We start from the raw sequence: 17,433 nt of genomic DNA, 5'->3' as shown, positions 1-17,433 counted from the left end.
CGGAGGGTGAGTCATGGCGACGATCACCTTCGACAAGACCACCCGGCGGTACCCCGGAACCGACCGGCCCGCGGTGGACGCGCTCGACCTCGACGTGGTCGACGGCGAGTTTCTCGTCCTCGTCGGCCCGTCCGGCTGCGGCAAGTCCACGAGCCTGCGGATGCTGGCGGGGCTGGAGGACGTCGACGACGGCGCCATCACCATCGGCGGCCACGACGTCACGGACCTCACGCCCAAGGACCGGGACATCGCGATGGTGTTCCAGAACTATGCTCTGTACCCGCACATGACGGTGGGACAGAACATGGGCTTCGCGCTGAAGATCGCAGGGGAGTCCAAGGAACGCATCGCGACGCGCGTGCAGGAAGCGGCCGTGCTGCTCGACCTCGAGGAGTACCTGGACCGCAAACCCAAGGTGCTCTCCGGCGGTCAGCGCCAGCGGGTCGCGATGGGGCGGGCCATCGTCCGTGAGCCGCAGGTGTTCCTCATGGACGAACCCCTGTCCAACTTGGACGCGAAGCTACGCGTGTCCACCCGGACGCAGATCGCCGCGCTGCAACGGCGTCTCGGGGTCACCACCGTCTACGTCACGCACGACCAGGTCGAGGCCATGACGATGGGCGACCGGGTGGCCGTGCTGGACGCGGGGATTCTCCAGCAGTGCGCGAGCCCGCGCGAGCTCTACGAGACTCCGGCGAACGCGTTCGTCGCGGGATTCATCGGATCGCCCGCGATGAACCTCACCGACTGCTCGGTGACCGACGGCGGCGTCGAGTTCGGCGGGGCCGTCGTCCCGGTGCGTCGTGAGGTGCTCCGATCAGCAGGCGACGAGACGACGGTGACGCTCGGTTTCCGGCCCCAGGCGTTGGAGCAGGCCGTCTCCGGCGAACCCGGCGTGTTCGAGGCGACCGTCGACCTCGTGGAAGAACTCGGCGCCGACGCGTACGCGTACTGCTCGGTCGACGTCGAAGCGGGTGGCAGCCGCGAGATCGTCGCGCGGGTCGACCCTCGTGCGGTCCCGCGGACCGGACAACGCGTCACCTTCCGAGTGCAGGAGGGGCAGGAACACGTGTTCTCCGTCCGGACCGGAGAACGCCTGACGGGGTGAGGAAGCGGGCGCCGGTTCGACACGCGCGTCGAACCGGCCGGTGGGATCGGCGGTTGACGGTGTGCCCGGCGATTTCTAGGTTGCCGGGCATGTCTTCCACTGAGTCCGCCACCTTCGGTGTCCGTTCGACGACCGCGCCCCTGCGACGGGTGCTGCTGCGCAGGCCGGCCGTGAGCGGAGACTTCACGGCTGCGCAGTGGCGTTCGCCGGACCCCGCCCTGCTCGCGGACCAACACTCTCGATTCGTCGAGGTGTTGGCTGCTGCCGGGTGCGTCGTCGAGGTCGCCGAACCCGCCGACGGGTTGGTCGACGCCTGTTACGTGCGCGACCCGGCGATGGTCACCTCCGGCGGAGCAATCCTGTTCGACATGGGCAAGTCGTCCCGGCGCGGTGAACCCGAGTTGCTCGGTTCCTGGTTCGCCGCGAACGGGATTCCCGTACTCGGCCGGTTGAGCGGTGCGGCACGTGCCGAAGGCGGGGACATGGTGTGGCTGGACGAGAACACCCTGCTCGTCGGGCGCAGTTACCGCACCAACGACGAAGGCATCCGGCAGCTGTCCGCACTACTGGCCGACGAAGGTGCGCGAGTGGAGGCCGTCGACCTTCCGCACGATCGCGGACCAGAGCACGTCCTGCACCTGATGTCGGTGCTCTCCCCGGTCGCACCGGACCTGGCCGTGGTGTACCCGCCGTTGGCGCCGGTCCGGCTTCTGCAGCTGCTGCGTGAGCGAGGCGTGGAGCTCGTCGCGGTCGACGACGAGGAGTACCGGGCAATGGCGTGCAACGTGCTCGCTGTCCGGCCCCGCGAGGTCGTCATGCTCCAGGGCAACCCGCGCACCGAGGCGGCCTTGCGGGAACGCGGCTGTGTGGTGCACACCTACGACGGGTCGGAGATCTCGCTGAAGGGCGACGGAGGACCGACTTGCCTCACCCTGCCCCTGTTGTGTGGGTAGGAGGGCCTGTGGGCGATCCGCGTAGGCGGGGAAACAGTCGGCGCACCGTGTCCTCCCCGCAGCCCCACCCCACCACTCTTGATGAGTGACGGCGGTCTCACTTTTGAGTGGCGGCGGGGGGTGCACCGGGCGCGGTGACTAAGGCTAGGCTTAGCTTGCCGGATACGATTCGGCCCGACCGAGACGAAGCCGTCCACGGAGCTCATGCATGCGCACGACGACCACGGCGCCCGCACACCGGGAGTCCGCTCCCGCGGCGCGTACCGACGCAGCCCCCGCTTTCGCGATTCTGCGTGCGACCGTGACCGCAGTCCGCAAGCCCGCCCCGGACATGGTCCGGCTGACCCTCGGAGGCGAGGAGCTCGCGTGGATGACCAACGGCGGCCTCGACCAGCGCATCAAGCTGCTGTTTCCGCGGTCGGGGCAGGACGAACCGGTCCTGCCTGCCGACCGCGGTTACCCGGCGCTGCGGCTGATGCCGGAGGAGCAGCGTCCGCACGTGCGGACCTACACGGTGCGCGCCCACCGGCCGCAGCAGCGCGAGTTCGACGTGGACGTCGTGCTGCACGGCGACGCCGGTCCGGGCTCGTCGTTCGCCCGGTACGCGCGACCCGGTGATCGTCTCGCGGTGTTCGTTCCGCATGTCGACCATCCCCACCCCGAACGGTTGTCCGGAGTGGAGTTCCGGACCGAGCGGGTCGTCGACGACGTCGTGCTGGTCGGCGACGAGACGGCGCTGCCCGCGATGGCCAGCATCCTCGACGAAGTGCCCGCCGACGTGCGCGTCCGCGCGCTGGTCGAGGTACCGGAGGTCGTCGACACGCACTATCTGCGCTCCGGCGTCTCCGGCGAGATTCGATGGCTCGCGCGAGGGGATCGGCCGCGCGGAGAGGTGCTGCTGCGCGAGGTCCGGGCGCTCGACCTCGCGGACCCGTACGTCTGGATCGCGGGCGAATCGAGAACGGTCACCTCGGTGCGGCGCACGTTGGTCGACGAGTTCGGCGTGGACCGAAGGCGCATCACGTTCCTCGGCTACTGGCGCTGCGGCGCCACCGAGGACGCGGCACGAGCGAACCCGGCGATCGCGACCCACGCCTAGCGAGTCGCCCCGGCGCCACGCGTCTGAAATGTCCGGAACCGGGGTACCGGCCGGTGCCCGATCTCGAGAGGGCCTGACGCCGACGATCGGTTTCCTGCCCAGCATGGACGATCACGTCGCAGACGATCTTGGTTTTGTTTCTGTGACAAGAGCCATGAAGACACGGTTTGATATCAACTTCGTGACTACTTAGCGTTTCCGTCAGCCGGTCCCCCCCGAACCGGCGAACCACGAGGAGCCCGGCCGCGCCGCCCCGCCCGGGCCGGGCTCCCGGAACCCCGACGGAGCAACGACGGGCGGGTCGGCCGAGACGGTCGTCGGCGCTGAAGGAGACCTCGTCATGTCTCGACAGTTCGGCAAGCACCGCAGGATTTCCGCGCGTCGGCGCAGCACCCGTTCCGTGCTCACCGGCACCGCCCTGACCGGTGCCGTGGTCGCCGCACCGTTCGCATTCGCCGCTCCGGCGAACGCGGCCTCGATGGACACCTGGGACCAGGTGGCGGAGTGCGAGAGCGGCGGTGACTGGCACATCGACACCGGGAACGGCTACACCGGTGGCCTGCAGTTCAGCTCCTCGACCTGGAGCGGTTTCGGCGGCACCGAATACGCCTCCAACGCGAAGGCCGCCACCCGCGAACAGCAGATCGCCGTGGCCGAGCGCGTGCTCCAGGAGCAGGGCCCGGGCGCGTGGCCGGTGTGCTCCAAGGAAGCCGGCCTCACGAAGGGCGGTTTGGAGAACCAGGACCCCGCGGCCGGGGGTTCCGGATCGGCCCAGACGTCCGGCTCGGAATCCTCCGGTGAGGCCTCGGCGGGCGGACAGTCCGAGCAGGCGCCCTCCGGCGGCGGTGAGTACACCGTCCGTCCCGGCGACACGCTCGGCACCATCGCCGCGCAGCAGGGCACGAGCCCGCAGCAGTTGTTCGAGCAGAACTCGGACCAGCTGCAGGACCGGAACCTGATCTTCCCGGGGCAGCAGCTCGCGGTCTGAGCTGAAAGGCATTGTGGAATTGTGCGGGTGGTGCGGTACCGCCGCCCCAGTTCGCGCCTAGCGGCGTTGGGGTCCTCTTGAGTACCACGCGTACGCGGCGAGAACCCCTGCCTTGCGAGGCACGAACTGAAACGCCGGAGCCCCTCACCGTGCCCCGGCTGGGCACGTATGACCGTGCCCTGCGGGCACACAAGCCAGTTCCAAAACCTGAGTGACGCTGCCGTGATCACGGCGGTGCTCGTGCCGAGACAGAGTCCACGGGCACCGCCGTTCCCTTTTTCCCTCCCGCCGGGGATGCCGACTTCGGGGTCGGTGTCCCCGGCGTCGTGGTTCGAGGACTGATCCCCTCCGGCTGGGACAGTCGCGGGACGCCCTGCTGTCTGCGCCGTGGTACTGCGCGCGATCGACTACGCCGGCAACGCGATCCGGTGTCTGTGCGTGTCATCGGTGAGGACGCAACACGAACGTGTGATGTTTCGGCGTGGCGTCCGAAGTGGAAGGCGATCAGCGGCGCACCGTCGGGCCCGTGGTCGCAGATCCGACCGGACGATCGCCGTCGCTGCCGGCATCGGATCTTCGCACCGCCGTCGACCTCGGCATCCACGTGGGAGGGAGAGAGGCGAGAGACCAGTGTCACCGATGTTGTTGCCGGTCGTCCTCGCGGACGCCCACCAGCTCCCGACCGAGCACGGATGGGTCGGCCTGTTCGCGATCTTCGCAGGTCTGGCGCTGGCCGTCGTCGCGCTGATTCGTCGCAGACGAACCACACTGGGGAGACGACGGCGGTTGGCGGACGAGTGACTCCCTGAACGTGGCGGGGTTCCCGTCCGGCGCACGGCGATGCCGTCGTCGGAAAGGGGGAGCCACCGATGGCGGAGACCAGGCGACGGGGCCGGCCGACCTCGGACCAGCAGTGGCGCGTCGTCCCCGGCCCGGGCGGGCCGGTGCGCCGCATGGGGCGGCAGCGGGACCTGCGCACCACCGTGGCCGTCGACGTGGGGCGGTTCGCCTCCGGGCTCTCCCGGCGCCTCGGACTCGGCAGTGGCGGCATGATCGGCGGCCGCCTCGCCCTCGCGCTGCAACCACGGGCGCTGAGTCACCTGGTGCAGGGCCGTGACGTGGTGATGGTGACCGGAACGAACGGCAAGACGACCACCACACAAATGGTGGCCGAGGCGTTGCGCTCCCGAGGCGCAACCGTGCACAACGCCACCGGCGCGAACATGCTCGACGGGCACGTCGCGGCGTTGATGGCCGATCCGAACGCGCCGTTCGCCGCACTCGAGGTCGACGAGCTGCACCTGATGCAGGCGACCCGCCAGTTCGAGCCGAGTGTGATGGTGCTGCTCAACCTCAGCCGCGACCAGCTCGACCGGGTCGGCGAGATCCGCACCGTGGAACGCAGCATCCGCGACGCGCTACGACGGGCCCCGGGGGCACACGTCGTGGCCAACCGCGACGATCCGAACATCGTCTCCGCCGCTGCCGACCACCCCCACGTGACCTGGGTTTCCGGCGGTGCGCGGTGGCAGAACGACGCGATGAACTGTCCGCGTTGCGGACGCTCGATCGCGGCCGCCGACCGGGACTGGCACTGCGAGTGCGGGCTCGCTCGGCCGAAGGCGGACTGGACGATCACCGAGGAAGGGCTGGTCGGTCCGGACGCGATGGTGTATCCGCTCGCCTTGCACCTGCCGGGGCACGTGAACCGGATCAACGCGTGTTTCGCACTCGCCACGGCCACCGTCCTCGGCTGCGCGCCGAGCGCGGCACTCGAACGGATCGAGAGCATCGAGCAGACCCAGGGTCGGTACGGCACCGTCATCCTCGGCGGACACCGGGTTCGACTGCTACTGGCGAAGAACCCGGCGAGCTGGCTGGAGATGCTCGACCTCGTCTCCGGCCACGACCGTGCGCTGGTGCTCTCGGTCAACAGCAGGGAGGCCGACGGGGCGGACGTGTCCTGGCTCTGGGACATCGACTTCGAGTCGTTGCAGGGGCGCAGAGTGCGCGTGGCGGGGGACCGGGCACTGGATCTGGCCGTCCGCTTGCGTTACGCCGGCGTGCGCTGCGAAGTGGTGCCCTCTGTCGACGAAGCGGTGGCCACCGAGACCGGAGAGCCGCCGGACGTGATCGCCAACTACACGGCCTTCCGGGACCTGTATGCGAGGAGCGTGCGCGCATGAGCGACGGCCTGCGGATCGCGGTGGTGCTGCCCGACCTGCTCGGAACCTACGGGGACCGGGGCAACGCGCTCGTGCTCGAACGCAGACTGCGATGGCGCGGCGTGGACAGCGAGATCGTGACCGTCGACTCGTCGGCGGCTGCCGTGCCGGACTCGTGCGACTTCTACCTCATCGGTGGTGGTGAGGACGTGGCGCAGCAGTCCGCAGTGCGGTTCCTGCAGCGCGGGCCGGGGTTGCAGCGGGCCGCGGCGGGCGGCGCGCCGGTCCTGGGCATCTGTGGCGGGCTGCAGGTACTCGGCACCTCGTTCGTGCTCGGCGACGGCTCGCGACACGAGGGACTCGGCCTGATCGACGTGAGCACCGAGCCGGGGACCGGCCGCGCGATCGGGGAGATCACCACGGACGGCCTCCTGGGCGGGCTCGGCGCACTGACCGGATTCGAGAACCACCTCGGGCGCACCCGCGTGGGACCCGATTCGCAAGCGCTGGGACGCGTCGTGCGCGGGATCGGCAACGGTCACGAGCAGCTCGAGGGGGCGGTCTGCGGGCACGTTGTGTGCACTTATCTGCACGGCCCCGTCCTCGCCAGGAACCCCGCGCTGGCGGACGTGATGCTGGAGTGGGCTCTCGGCGCGCCGCTGCAGCAGCTCCCGGAGTTCCCGGAGTTGACTGCGCTGCGCGCCGAACGGATGAGCCCCGCCCGCGTGCGGAAGTGACTCAGAGGGCGCTGGCAACTGGCTTTCGTGCACCGCAGGGCACGCCGGTACTGGACCACCCATCCCAGTTCTCAGGCGCCTCATCGACGCAGGACGCCCCGCAGTCGTTCGGTGGCGGGTACGAGTTCGGGGGCACGCAGCAACGCCAGGAGCCCGAACGAGCCGCCGAGGACGATGATCGACTCGATGGTCAGCATGAGCCACGCGGTCCCGGTCGGCCCGAACGGACCGAGCACGGCGACCGCGCCGTGTGCAGCGGGCACCGCGACGAGGCACGCGATCCCGGTGGCCAGCAGTCCCCGCGCGAGACTGACGAGCGTGTGCCGGGTCCGTTGCGGGCCCACCCGTACGTGCAGCCACACCTGCCCGACGATCGCGCCGAGCACGAAGCTCAGCGACATCGCGAACGCGACGCCCGCGACCACGTCCTCGGGAGCCAGGACCGCGAGCGCGACGTAACACAGCGCCGCGCGGACGACGACCATGATGGCGTTGATGATCGTGGGCGTGTGGGCGTCCTTCATGGCGTAGAAGGCGCGGAGCTGGAGCATCGTGATCGCGAAGGGCACGATGCCGAGTGCGGAGTACGCGAGGGTGGTGCCCAGCCGGTCGGCGGCGGAGACGCTGGTCTCGCCGAGCGAGAACAGCGCGATCCCGATCGGCCCGCCCGCGATGACCATGAGCGCGCTCAGTGGCAGCAGCATCACGCCGCTCATCCGGGTTCCCAGCGACAGGTGCGCGATGAACTGCGGCGTGTCCCCGGAGCCAGCCGCGCGGCTGATCCGGGGCATCAGTGCGGTGAGCAGCGAGAAGCCGAGGACGCCGTAGGGCACCTGCGAGAGCAGCCACGCGTAGGTGAAGGTCGCGACGCTGCCCTCCGTGCCTTGGCCGGTGACCCGGATGGCGACGATCATCCCGATCTGGCTGATCACGGTGTAGAACACGACCCAGAACGCCAGCGAACCGAACTCGCTGAGCCGGTGGTCCCAGCCCCATCGCCAGCGGAAACGGAACCCGGCGCGGCGCAGCGCCGCGACGATGACGAGACTCTGGCAGGCGATGCCGAGCACTGTGCCGACGGCGAGGATCAGGAGTTTCGTGTCGCCCATGCGGACGGGGTCGATCGAGATCTCGCCGGGCACCATCGCGTACACGGCGATCGCGGTGATCACGACGCAGTTGTTCATCACCGGGGCCCACGCGGGGGCGGCGAAACGTTCGCGAGTGTTGAGAATCGCCGCCAGCAACGCTGACAGGCCGTAGAAGACGATGCCCGGCAGCAGCAGGTACGCGAACGCGGTGGTGAGTTCGGCGTTGGCCCGGGTGTCGGGGCCGAGATAGAGGTAGGTCAGCAGTGGGGCTGCCGCCACCGACAGCACGGTCGCCGCGGCGAGCAGCACGGCACCCATGGTGATCATCCACTGTGCGTACTGTTCGCCCTCGTCCCGGCCCTGCTGGTGGGCGCGGACGAGCAGCGGCACGGCGATGCTGGTGAGCACGCCCCCGAGCAGCAGTTCGTTGACAACCGTGGGCAGGGTGTTGGCCACAGTGTAGGAGTCGTTGACGACGCCGAGTCCGACGACGGCGGTGAGGAAGACCTTCGAGACGAGGCCGGTCACGCGGCTGACAACGGTGGCGATCGCCATGGTGCCGCTGGCCCTCGCCAGCGAGGGCGTGCGGTCGGGGTCCGTCGACGTGTCTCGCTGGTCGACCACGGCCACCTCGTTGCGCAGTGGAGTGCGGAGTCGGATCGACCGTAACCGGCCGTGGCGGAGCCCGCTGGCGCGATGACCGCCCGCGGCCGCGGTCGTGATCGGCGTGCGAAGCGGGGATGCGCGCCGCACACTCGCAACGGCCGAGCCCTGCACGCCGATATCGGTGCTGTGATCAGGAGTTTCGGTCACTGGGGTGTGACGGAGGGACGCGGGTGATGGACGACGTGGTACGTGCGGAGTTTCCGCCGGGAATGCGAGCGCTGGATCGGTGGACGTATCGCGACGTCGAGTGTGCGGTCGCCTCGGTCGGCAGGCTGTTCTACGGCTTGGCGCGAGTGGGGGAGTTCAGCCACGGCTGGAGCGGCAAGGTGCCGTCTCCGGCGTTGTCACCCGAGGAGCAGCACGCCGTGGATCCCGACAACCTGGGGGAGTGGGTGGCGATCCCGGCCGAGGACGCGACGCAGTACTGGTCGTCGGAAGCGCTCTCCCGCGTCGTCACCGCGGCCTCGCCCGAACTGGTCGGATGGGACACCGCCGGTCACACGTGGGCGATGCAGCACCTCCGCGACGATGTCGAGACCTTCGTCGACGAGATCCTGGGTGGCGTCCCGGAACCGCGCTCGCCGTGAACGCCGGTGTCGGTGGTCGCTCCTACTATCGGCACGACGCTGTCCGCATCACGACGGAGCGCACCGGGCGAAGGGGCGGGGGACATCATGACCACGAGCAAGCAGCCTGAGACGACACCGCAGGTGGGCGGTGTGACGGGGGACGAGCGGTCGGACCTGCTGGCGACGTTGGCGTTGCATCGCGGATTCCTGCGCTACACGATCCGCGGACTGACCGACGACCAAGCCGCGCAGCGCACCACCGTCAGCGAGTTGACCCTCGGCGGCCTCGTCAAGCACGTCGCGGCGACCGAGGCGCAGTGGGTGAAGTTCGTGGTCGGCGGTGCCGAAGCGATGTTCGACGAGGAGGCCGGCGAGGACTGGGCCGACGGCTTCCGCATGGTCGAGGGCGAGACCGTCCAGGGCCTGCTCGGCGAGTACGACGCGGTGGCGCGGCGTACGGAGGAGGCCGTCGCCGAAGTCGCGGACCTCGGCGCGGCGTGGCCGCTGCCGGAGGCCCCGTGGTTCGAGCCCGGCGCGGCCTGGTCGGCCCGCCGCGTGCTGTACCACCTGATCGCCGAGACCGCCCAGCACTCCGGGCACGCGGACATCATCCGCGAGTCCCTGGACGGGGCGAAGACGATGGCGTGAGCCTCGCCCGGGCGCGGGTACTCCGCTGTGGGAACGTGACGGCGGAGTATCCGTGAGTGGGAGGTGCGGTGAGCGCGATCGATCTGGCGCAGGCGGGCGACCCGGGTGGTTTCGGCGGCTGGTGGGTGCTTGTGCTCGTGGTGGTGGGCGCCACGCTCGTGTTGTTCGTGGCGCTGGCGTGGGCGTTCCGCCGCCGACTATTCGTGCTGCGGGCGGCACGCTCGGCGTGGAAGGGCGCGCGCGGTCCGGAAGGGGGGCCGGTCCGCAGGATCCGCGCGCTGCCTGCTCTGCTGCGAGACGCATGGCGGGGCCGGTACTCAGAGGTCACGCGCGGCCGGACGCTCGTGTGGTTGGTCGCGCTGGTGTACCTGGTCTCGCCGGTGGACCTGATCCCGGAGTTGTTGCCGCTGCTGGGGATCTCCGACGACCTCGGCGTGGGTGCCTGGCTGCTGAGTACCCTGTACGTCGAGTCCGGGCATTACGTCGCCAAACGGGACAGCTCGGACCGCGAGCTCGATGCCCGCGACTGACGCGCTTGGGGTGGGCGTCATGCCGTGTTCTCCTTCTGCTCCGAAGGGGCTGGTCGAGTGCGACGTTCCCGGCGAGTGCGGTGCACTTCGGTTTCCAGGTGCTGTGCCCACGTCCTCGCCGGGTCGAACTGCGCGAGCCAGTCCGCGAGCTCGGCCAGCGGCGCCGAGTCGAGCACGTAACGCCGCTGACGTCCTTCCGGCACATCCCGCACCAGGTGGGCCTCACGCAACACTCGGAGGTGCCTGCTGATCGCCGGTCTGCTGACCGGGAAGTGCCCCGCGATCTCCCCGGCCGTGAGTCGTGCGTCGCGCAGCAACTCAAGGATCTGCCGACGCACCGGACCTGCGATTGCCTCGGCGAGGTCCACGCGGAAAGTGTAAACGATGGGTTACGCATCCACTGTGTGAGCGACGGTGTCGGGAGAACAGTCGTGTCTCGGTTCAGGACATCGTGAACAGTTGGTGTTTCAGGACATCGTGAACACTGACCGGCCCGTCGGTGTGGACGGCAACACGGTCGCGGGTCGCTGGGAGAAGGCACCAGACGGCGAGACCTGGGAAACCGACTTCGACATCGTCTACCGCAGGGGGCTGAGCCGCGGCGTGAGCACCCGGGGCAGCCGTCTCGGAGGCCGAACCACGACGCAGGCACGGCACCGGGGAGGACGAGACGGACGGCTCGGCCTGGTGCCGAGCCGCCCGTGAACCGCCGTCAGCCCTTGAGCAGGGACCTCGCCATGACCATGCGCTGGATCTGGTTGGTGCCCTCGTAGATCTGGGTGATCTTGGCGTCGCGCATCATCCGCTCGACGGGGAAGTCGCGGGTGTATCCGGCGCCGCCGAAGAGCTGTACCGCGTCGGTGGTGACCTCCATGGCGACGTCGGAGGCGTAGCACTTCGCCGCCGCCGAGATGAAGCCGAGGTTGCCTTCGCCCCGCTCGGCGCGTGCCGCCGACACGTACACCATGTGGCGGGCGGCTTCGATCTTCATCGCCATGTCCGCGAGCATGAACTGCACGCCCTGGAAGTCGGCGACGGCCTGGCCGAACTGCTTGCGGTCCTTGACGTACTCGACCGACGCGTCGAGTGCCCCCTGCGCGATGCCCAGCGCTTGCGCGCCGATCGTCGGGCGGGTGTGGTCGAGGGTGCGCAGCGCGGTCTTGAAGCCGGTGCCTTCGTCGCCGATGATCCGGTCGCCGGGAATGGTGCAGTCCTCGAAGTAGAGCTCCACGGTGGGGGAGCCCTTGATGCCGAGCTTCTTCTCCTTCGGCCCCACCACGAAGCCGGGGTCGTCCTTGTGCACGGCGAACGCGCTGATGCCGTTGGAGCCCTTGTCGGGGTCGGTCACGGCCATGACGGTGAACCAGGTCGACTCACTGCCGTTGGTGATCCAGCACTTCGTCCCGTTGAGGACCCAGTTGTCGCCGTCGCGCTTCGCGCGGGTCTTCATCGACGCCGCGTCCGAGCCCGCTTCGCGCTCGGAGAGCGCGTAGGACGCGGTTGCCTCGCCCGAGGCGATCGCGGGCATCACCTGCTGCTTGAGGTCTTCGGAGGCCGACAACAGGATCGGCATGGTGCCGAGCTTGTTCACCGCCGGAATGAGCGACGAGGACGCGCACACCCGCGCGACTTCCTCGATGACGATGCAGGTGGCCACCGAGTCGGCTCCCTGGCCGCCGTACTCCTCCGGCACGTGAACCGCGGAGAAGCCGGACCGCACGAGCGCGTCCAGCGCTTCGTACGGGTAGCGCTCCTGCTCGTCGACCTCGGCGGCGTGCGGGGCGATCTCCTTCTCGGAGAGCGCGCGCACGGCTTCGCGGAGGGCCTCGTGCTCCTCGGCCAGCTGGTAGGTCTCGAAGCCGGTGTTCACCACACGCCTCCTGGGTTCCGGCGCCACTGCGCGCCTCGGGTGCTGGGGCAGACCCTCTCGGGGGTCTTCTCGCGCGCCGTGAAACACGGTCACGGGACACCCATGCTAACGGCACCGAGTGCCACAGGACAACGTGATGCGGTACGTTGCGGGCATGGCGGAGTCTGTGCAGCCGGTGGGCGCCTCACGCGCGGGGCGGACGGCCTCGGGGCGCAGGAGGCTCCGGTCGCAGCTGGCCGTCACGGCGCTCGACCTCTTCGCCGAACACGGCTTCGAGGCCACCACCGTCGACCAGATCGCGGAGGCGGCCGGTGTCGGGCGACGAACGTTCTTCCGTTACTTCCGCTCGAAGGACGACGTCGTGTTCCCGGACCATGACGAGCGGCTCGCGCAGGTCGTCGACCTGCTGCGGACGGCCGATCCCTCCCGTTCGCCGGTGCTGGTCGTGTGCCGCACCGCCGAGGTGGTACTCGACATGTACCTGGCAGAACCCGAGCTCTCGCTCAAGCGATTCGACCTCTCACGCCAGGTCGAATCGCTCCGCGACAAGGAAGTGGCCAGTGTCGATCGCTACCAGCGGGTGTTCGCCCGCTTCTTGCGCGAGCGGTTCCGGGACCGTGCGGAGGGCGACTTGCATGCCGCGATCGTCGCCGGGGGAGTGGTGGCCGCGCACAATCAGGTGCTCCGGGACTGGTTGCGCAGTCGCGGAACGGTCGACGCCTCCGGACGGCTGCGGAGTGCGCTCGACGTGGTGCGTTCCGGTTGGGAGGACGGACCCTCTCCGACAGACGTGACGCCCCACGACGTGGTGGTCGGAGTCGTGCGGACGAGCGCCGAGGTCGCGGTGGTACGGGAGCGGATGGAACACGCGCTCCGAGACTTGAGCTGACGCCCGTGAGCACCTGGCACTCAGTGCCGTCCATCTGACGGAGTGGCGACGTTCCGGGCAGCGGCGAGGCTCAGTCGTATCCGCGGATCAAGTGTTCCTCGCCGACGTCGTCGCCCAGCGCGGTCTGCGCCGGCACCAGCGGACTGTCCGGTGCCGGATCAAGATGTCTCGGGGCGCGCACCGGCGAGTGGCGTGTGGCGACCGGGGAGAGCGGCGACACGGTGGACACGGAGTCCAGATCACGAGACGGCACGGCGGTCTCCTCTCCTCGGCGCTTGTGCATCGATAGTCCTTGGCTGTACTGCACCTCGCACGCTCGGCGCGCCGTGGTGGTTGTCGGATTCGCCCGACCGAGAAGTAGATTTCTCTGCCACGATAATTTCAGTAATGAACGAAATTACATTACCCTCCACCCCTCACCACCGACGGTGTTCCGGAACAAATCACTGCCGAGATCCGGAGAACAAGTCCACTTCGGGCTCAGTAGCTGCGTGCTTCTCAGTCGTTCTCGCCCTCCCAGCGCAGGAGGAATCGAGCCCGCGTGGCGACGTCGGCGTGAGGCAAGGCACAGGGGCGGTACCCCAGCTCCTCGTACGCCGAGGTGACGGCACGGCTGCTTTCGACGGCCTCGTCGAACGTCTGAGTGCGTTCGGTGTCGGCGGTGTAGATCTCGGGCCAGGGGGCAGCGACGACGACGTGGTCGTAGCGCAGCGTCCGCGCGGCGTGGCGAAGTTCGTGCGGGACGGGACGCCCGTGCAGGCGCAGGTGGCCGAGGATGTCACCGAGTCCGCGGTCGAAGAACACTGTGGACCGGGATCGGGACGCGAGGCGGTGTTGCATGCGGTCTCGTCGCAACATCAGAAGGGCGAACTCCTCCGGCGACGGAGTTCCGTGGTGGGCGCGCAAGATCGCGCGTGCTGACTCAGGCATCACCGGAAACCCCGCGTCGGCAAGGAGGGTGAGAACGGTCGTCTTGCCTGTCCCGGGGCCTCCTGTGAGGACGATGAGACGACTGCCTGTCGAACGCATACGGTCTCCTTGTCGGTGCGGTTTCCGGGGTGTGTGCGGCAGAATCGGAGTCATGACGGAGCGCAAGCCTGCGGGGATGTCCTACGAGTCGTGGATCGACCGGCAGATTCGGACCGCGCAGGAACGGGGCGAGCTGGACGACCTGCCGGGTGCAGGCAAGCCGATTCCGCCCGATCGCGGTTCGGACACTGCGCTGGCGTGGGTGAAGACGCGGCTGGACAAGGAAGGCTTGTCGAGCGACTCACTGCTGCCGGAGGGCGTGCGGCTGCGCAAGGAAGTGGACCGGCTCCCGGAAACGCTGCGTGATCTGCGCGAAGAGGGTTCGGTGCGGGAGCTGGTGGAGCTGCTCAATCAGCGGATCGTGGCGTCGTTGGCCCTGTACTCCCGAAGCTGTCCTGAGCCGCAAAGTAGCGGAGGCTCCATCCAGGGCTGTGCTCGATGATCGATAGCGTGACGTTGTGCAGCGCGAGTGGCAGCCGGATGAGCTGGTGGAGTCGTGGACTCTGGTGGGCGATGACTGGCGTCTGGTGGGCAACAAGTCCGGGTCGACGCGGCTCGGGTTCGCGTTGTTGCTGAAGTTCTTCGAGATCGAGGCGCGGTTCCCGCGGTATGCCGAGGAGGTCCCGTCGCAGGCGGTCGGCTACGTCGCTGAGCAGGTTGGCGTGCCTGCCGAGGAGTTCGGCCGCTACTCGTGGCGCTCTCGCTCGATCGAGTATCACCGCGCCCAGATCCGGACCGCGTTCGGTTTCCGGGAGTTCTCCCGGGGTGATGAGGACAAGCTGGCCGGGTGGTTGGCCGAGGAGGTCTGCCCGGTTGAGCTGCGTGAGGATCGGTTGCGGCAGGCGGTGCTGGTGCGGTGTCGCGCCGACGGGATCGAGCCACCCGGACGGCTGGACCGCATAATCGGTTCGGCCCGCTCGACGTTCGAGCAGCGGTTTTGCCACCGCACGGTCGAGCGGTTGCCCGAGGCGAGTGTGGCCGCGCTGGAGGTGCTGATCGCCGAGGACGACTCCGCAGGCCGGGGGCTGTTGGCGGAGCTGAAAGCCGATCCCGGTCAGATCGGGTTGGAGACGGTGCTGGCCGAGATCGACAAGCTGACGGCAGTGTGGCAACTGGGGCTGCCGGAGGGGTTGTTCACCGACACCTCGGAGAGGCTGGTGGTCGCCTGGCGGGCGCGAGCGATGCGTTCGTACCCATCCGATCTGCGTGAATCGCCCCGCGAGGTGCGGCTGACGTTGTTGGCGGCGCTGTGCTGGATGCGGCAAACCGAGATCACTGATGCGTTGGTCGACCTGCTGATCGGCCTGATTCACAAGATCAACACGAAGGCGGACCGGAAGGTCGAGCGCGAGCTCACCGACGATCTGCGCCGGGTGCGGGGCAAGGACGGCATCTTGTTTCGGATGGCCGAGACGGCGCTGGAACACCCGGACGAGCAGGTGCGCACCGCCCTGTACCCGGTGGTGGGTGAGACCACGCTGCACGATCTAGTCAAGGAAGCCAAAGCCAACCAGCAGGCTTTTCAAGCTCGGGTGCGTACGGTGTTGCGAGCCTCGTATTCGAACCACTATCGGCGGATGCTGCCGCCGCTGTTGGCCGCGTTGGATTTTCGGTGTAACAACACGGCCTACCGGCCGATCATGCACGCCCTGGAGCTGCTGCAACGCTATCGCGACGTCGACGGCAAGGTGCGTTTCTACGCCAGCGAGGAATCAGTGCCGGTCGACGGGGTGGTGCCGAAAGCCTGGCGTGATCACGCTCGTCGTCCGCGAAGGTCAGGCCTTTGTTCCTGAAGCCAATACGGGACTCAGAGTGGGAGACGAACTGCTCATCGTGACGACGCAGACACAACGCGAGGCTGCAGAACGCCGACTTCGCGCGGTCAGCCGCCGCGGCAGACTCGCACACTGGTTCGGTGAACGCGGTGACCCCGACTGACTGAGCCGAGCCACGACCCGCGCAGTCGATTCAACGGATGGTTGAAGCACTCAAGCGTCCTCGAGATAGCTCTGGCCCCGTTTTCGATGGTGACGGCCCGCTTCGGGCGGTCACGGCGGGTTGTGACAGGTGACGCTGGTGCGATGGTGATCGACTTCTGACGTTGGTGCTCTCCGGGTTGTCATACCTGGTCATCGAGGGGTCGAGGATGCGACCGTGGTGCTCGTCGTCCGGGCGTCGACGCCGCCGGGGCCGGTGACCTGCCCGGGATGCGGCGTGGAGGCCGGGCGAGTCCATGGTTATGCCGAACGCGGACTCGCTGATGTACCGGTGGACGGGCGGCGGGTCGTGGTCCGGGTTTGGGCACGACGGATCGTCACCACCGAAAATGGGCCAGAACCGTTAATCAGAGAGCCCCGCCACACCTTCCGCACCCATACATTCCGCGTGGGCGGCTTCTAACCCGAATGCGCGCTGGCGGCCGGTCGTCCATACAGAGTCGTCGTGCTCACTTAAGCCACGCCTGAGCGGAGCCGGTCGTGGTGACGGTCCGCGTGCGGGCACCATGACGAACGGATCGGCAGCCGCTGAGGGTCAGCGGCTGTGCCATACCTCGTCGTCTTGGGTGCGGCTGTGGATTGATGGGGGCAGTGTTCCGTCCGCGACGTCGGTGATCGTGACATGTTCAAGGACTTCACGGAGGGAACTGCGCAGCGCGATCCAGACGAGTTGCAGGCCGTGTCCGGCGCTGCCGTAGTCGATGTCTTCTGGTCGTGATCCGTGAACGTTGATGAGGGGACCGTCGACGGCACGGATCACATCAGCGATTGTGATGGCCTGCGCCGGACGTGCCAGCGACCAACCACCGTTCTTCCCGCGTTGGCTGGTGACCAGTCCGGCACGGCGGAGTTCTGCCAGCAGGGTCAGCAGGAATGGCTGCGAGATGTGCTGGGCGGTCGCGATCTGCTCCGCGCTGAGCAACCTGTTCGCGCGAGCGAGTTCGATCAGAGCGCGCACGCCGTAGTCGGTTCGGGTGGAGATGCGCACGCCGTCATGATCCTTTCTGAAGCAGGTGGTCCACATGGTGGTATCGCGTGACATGAGGACTCCCATCAGCAACGCTACTATCTAGACTTTTTTGGTATACTTTTCG

The 17,433-nt window shown here is 68.4% G+C and carries 21 protein-coding genes; 15 read left to right on the top strand and 6 right to left on the bottom strand.

From position 1 onward, the window contains the following. Positions 1 to 13: 13 nt before the first annotated feature. The 7 genes from GIY23_RS11475 to GIY23_RS11445 all read left to right on the top strand — a co-directional run bounded on the left by GIY23_RS11475 (position 14) and on the right by GIY23_RS11445 (position 7,050). The gene (locus tag GIY23_RS11475) at positions 14 to 1,108 is read left to right on the top strand and encodes an ABC transporter ATP-binding protein (protein ID WP_154076641.1); all 1,095 of its coding nucleotides are present in this window, start codon (positions 14 to 16) and stop codon (positions 1,106 to 1,108) included. Positions 1,109 to 1,197: 89 nt separating this feature from the next. Continuing rightward, positions 1,198 to 2,061 carry a dimethylarginine dimethylaminohydrolase family protein gene (locus GIY23_RS11470; protein WP_154076640.1) on the top strand — a complete coding sequence of 288 codons (864 nt, stop codon included), beginning with the start codon at positions 1,198 to 1,200 and terminating at the stop codon, positions 2,059 to 2,061. A 208-nt stretch (positions 2,062 to 2,269) separates the two neighbouring features. After that, positions 2,270 to 3,160 (top strand): siderophore-interacting protein, encoded by an 891-nt coding sequence (locus tag GIY23_RS11465; protein ID WP_154076639.1) that lies wholly within the window; start codon positions 2,270 to 2,272, stop codon positions 3,158 to 3,160. Positions 3,161 to 3,500: 340 nt separating this feature from the next. Further along, positions 3,501 to 4,148 (top strand): LysM peptidoglycan-binding domain-containing protein, encoded by a 648-nt coding sequence (locus tag GIY23_RS11460; RefSeq protein ID WP_154076638.1) that lies wholly within the window; start codon positions 3,501 to 3,503, stop codon positions 4,146 to 4,148. A gap of 630 nt (positions 4,149 to 4,778) precedes the next feature. Then, positions 4,779 to 4,949 carry a hypothetical protein gene (locus tag GIY23_RS11455; RefSeq protein WP_187352106.1) on the top strand — a complete coding sequence of 57 codons (171 nt, stop codon included), beginning with the start codon at positions 4,779 to 4,781 and terminating at the stop codon, positions 4,947 to 4,949. A gap of 68 nt (positions 4,950 to 5,017) precedes the next feature. Beyond that, entirely contained in the window at positions 5,018 to 6,334 is a 1,317-nt protein-coding gene (locus tag GIY23_RS11450; RefSeq protein WP_154076636.1) for a MurT ligase domain-containing protein, read from the top strand. After that, positions 6,331 to 7,050 carry a type 1 glutamine amidotransferase gene (locus GIY23_RS11445; protein ID WP_154076635.1) on the top strand — a complete coding sequence of 240 codons (720 nt, stop codon included), beginning with the start codon at positions 6,331 to 6,333 and terminating at the stop codon, positions 7,048 to 7,050. Before GIY23_RS11450 ends, GIY23_RS11445 begins: the two co-directional genes overlap by 4 nt. A gap of 80 nt (positions 7,051 to 7,130) precedes the next feature. On the opposite strand, the gene murJ is transcribed toward GIY23_RS11445, so the two are convergent. Further along, on the bottom strand, positions 7,131 to 8,765 hold the full coding sequence (gene murJ / locus GIY23_RS11440) for a murein biosynthesis integral membrane protein MurJ (RefSeq protein WP_154076634.1): 1,635 nt from the start codon (positions 8,763 to 8,765) through the stop codon (positions 7,131 to 7,133). A 215-nt stretch (positions 8,766 to 8,980) separates the two neighbouring features. On the opposite strand from murJ, the gene GIY23_RS11435 reads away from it, so the two are divergent. The 3 genes from GIY23_RS11435 to GIY23_RS11425 all read left to right on the top strand — a co-directional run bounded on the left by GIY23_RS11435 (position 8,981) and on the right by GIY23_RS11425 (position 10,554). After that, positions 8,981 to 9,394 (top strand): hypothetical protein, encoded by a 414-nt coding sequence (locus GIY23_RS11435; RefSeq protein ID WP_154076633.1) that lies wholly within the window; start codon positions 8,981 to 8,983, stop codon positions 9,392 to 9,394. An 87-nt stretch (positions 9,395 to 9,481) separates the two neighbouring features. Further along, positions 9,482 to 10,024, top strand: a complete 543-nt coding sequence (locus GIY23_RS11430) for a DinB family protein (protein WP_154076632.1) — start codon at positions 9,482 to 9,484, stop codon at positions 10,022 to 10,024. Between the two features lie 68 nt (positions 10,025 to 10,092). Further along, on the top strand, positions 10,093 to 10,554 hold the full coding sequence (locus GIY23_RS11425; protein WP_228717665.1) for a YkvA family protein: 462 nt from the start codon (positions 10,093 to 10,095) through the stop codon (positions 10,552 to 10,554). 17 nt (positions 10,555 to 10,571) lie between these two features. Here the strand turns inward: GIY23_RS11425 and GIY23_RS11420 are convergent, their stop codons facing one another. Continuing rightward, positions 10,572 to 10,922, bottom strand: coding sequence for a metalloregulator ArsR/SmtB family transcription factor (locus GIY23_RS11420; RefSeq protein WP_154076630.1), 351 nt, complete (start codon positions 10,920 to 10,922; stop codon positions 10,572 to 10,574). A gap of 109 nt (positions 10,923 to 11,031) precedes the next feature. On the opposite strand from GIY23_RS11420, the gene GIY23_RS11415 reads away from it, so the two are divergent. Then, on the top strand, positions 11,032 to 11,259 hold the full coding sequence (locus GIY23_RS11415; RefSeq protein ID WP_154076629.1) for a hypothetical protein: 228 nt from the start codon (positions 11,032 to 11,034) through the stop codon (positions 11,257 to 11,259). 7 nt (positions 11,260 to 11,266) lie between these two features. Here GIY23_RS11415 and GIY23_RS11410 read toward each other — a convergent pair whose 3' ends face one another. After that, positions 11,267 to 12,424 carry an acyl-CoA dehydrogenase gene (locus GIY23_RS11410; RefSeq protein WP_154076628.1) on the bottom strand — a complete coding sequence of 386 codons (1,158 nt, stop codon included), beginning with the start codon at positions 12,422 to 12,424 and terminating at the stop codon, positions 11,267 to 11,269. 154 nt (positions 12,425 to 12,578) lie between these two features. Between GIY23_RS11410 and GIY23_RS11405 the strand changes: the two genes are divergently transcribed. After that, complete coding sequence (locus tag GIY23_RS11405; protein WP_154076627.1) at positions 12,579 to 13,313, top strand: TetR family transcriptional regulator; 735 nt, start codon at positions 12,579 to 12,581, stop codon at positions 13,311 to 13,313. 70 nt (positions 13,314 to 13,383) lie between these two features. On the opposite strand, the gene GIY23_RS11400 is transcribed toward GIY23_RS11405, so the two are convergent. Together GIY23_RS11400 and GIY23_RS11395 are read right to left on the bottom strand one after the other, a co-directional pair. Continuing rightward, positions 13,384 to 13,596, bottom strand: coding sequence for a hypothetical protein (locus GIY23_RS11400; RefSeq protein WP_154076626.1), 213 nt, complete (start codon positions 13,594 to 13,596; stop codon positions 13,384 to 13,386). A 215-nt stretch (positions 13,597 to 13,811) separates the two neighbouring features. Beyond that, positions 13,812 to 14,342 (bottom strand): AAA family ATPase, encoded by a 531-nt coding sequence (locus GIY23_RS11395; protein WP_154076625.1) that lies wholly within the window; start codon positions 14,340 to 14,342, stop codon positions 13,812 to 13,814. 52 nt (positions 14,343 to 14,394) lie between these two features. Here GIY23_RS11395 and GIY23_RS11390 point away from each other — a divergent pair, with 52 nt between their 5' ends. From GIY23_RS11390 to GIY23_RS23410, 3 genes are all read left to right on the top strand, one after another. Next, on the top strand, positions 14,395 to 14,784 hold the full coding sequence (locus GIY23_RS11390; RefSeq protein ID WP_154076624.1) for a DnaJ family domain-containing protein: 390 nt from the start codon (positions 14,395 to 14,397) through the stop codon (positions 14,782 to 14,784). A gap of 16 nt (positions 14,785 to 14,800) precedes the next feature. Then, positions 14,801 to 16,135 carry a DUF4158 domain-containing protein gene (locus tag GIY23_RS11385; RefSeq protein ID WP_228717664.1) on the top strand — a complete coding sequence of 445 codons (1,335 nt, stop codon included), beginning with the start codon at positions 14,801 to 14,803 and terminating at the stop codon, positions 16,133 to 16,135. Positions 16,136 to 16,496: 361 nt separating this feature from the next. Then, the gene (locus tag GIY23_RS23410) at positions 16,497 to 16,742 is read left to right on the top strand and encodes a transposase family protein (protein WP_187352105.1); all 246 of its coding nucleotides are present in this window, start codon (positions 16,497 to 16,499) and stop codon (positions 16,740 to 16,742) included. A 132-nt stretch (positions 16,743 to 16,874) separates the two neighbouring features. Here the strand turns inward: GIY23_RS23410 and GIY23_RS11375 are convergent, their stop codons facing one another. After that, complete coding sequence (locus GIY23_RS11375) at positions 16,875 to 17,381, bottom strand: RrF2 family transcriptional regulator (protein WP_222850289.1); 507 nt, start codon at positions 17,379 to 17,381, stop codon at positions 16,875 to 16,877. Positions 17,382 to 17,433 lie beyond the last annotated feature (52 nt).

It is taken from the genome of Allosaccharopolyspora coralli (assembly GCF_009664835.1).
Lineage (GTDB): Bacteria > Actinomycetota > Actinomycetes > Mycobacteriales > Pseudonocardiaceae > Allosaccharopolyspora > Allosaccharopolyspora coralli.
Note: the sequence above shows the minus strand (reverse complement) of the source record. Positions and strands in the feature narration are given on the sequence as shown.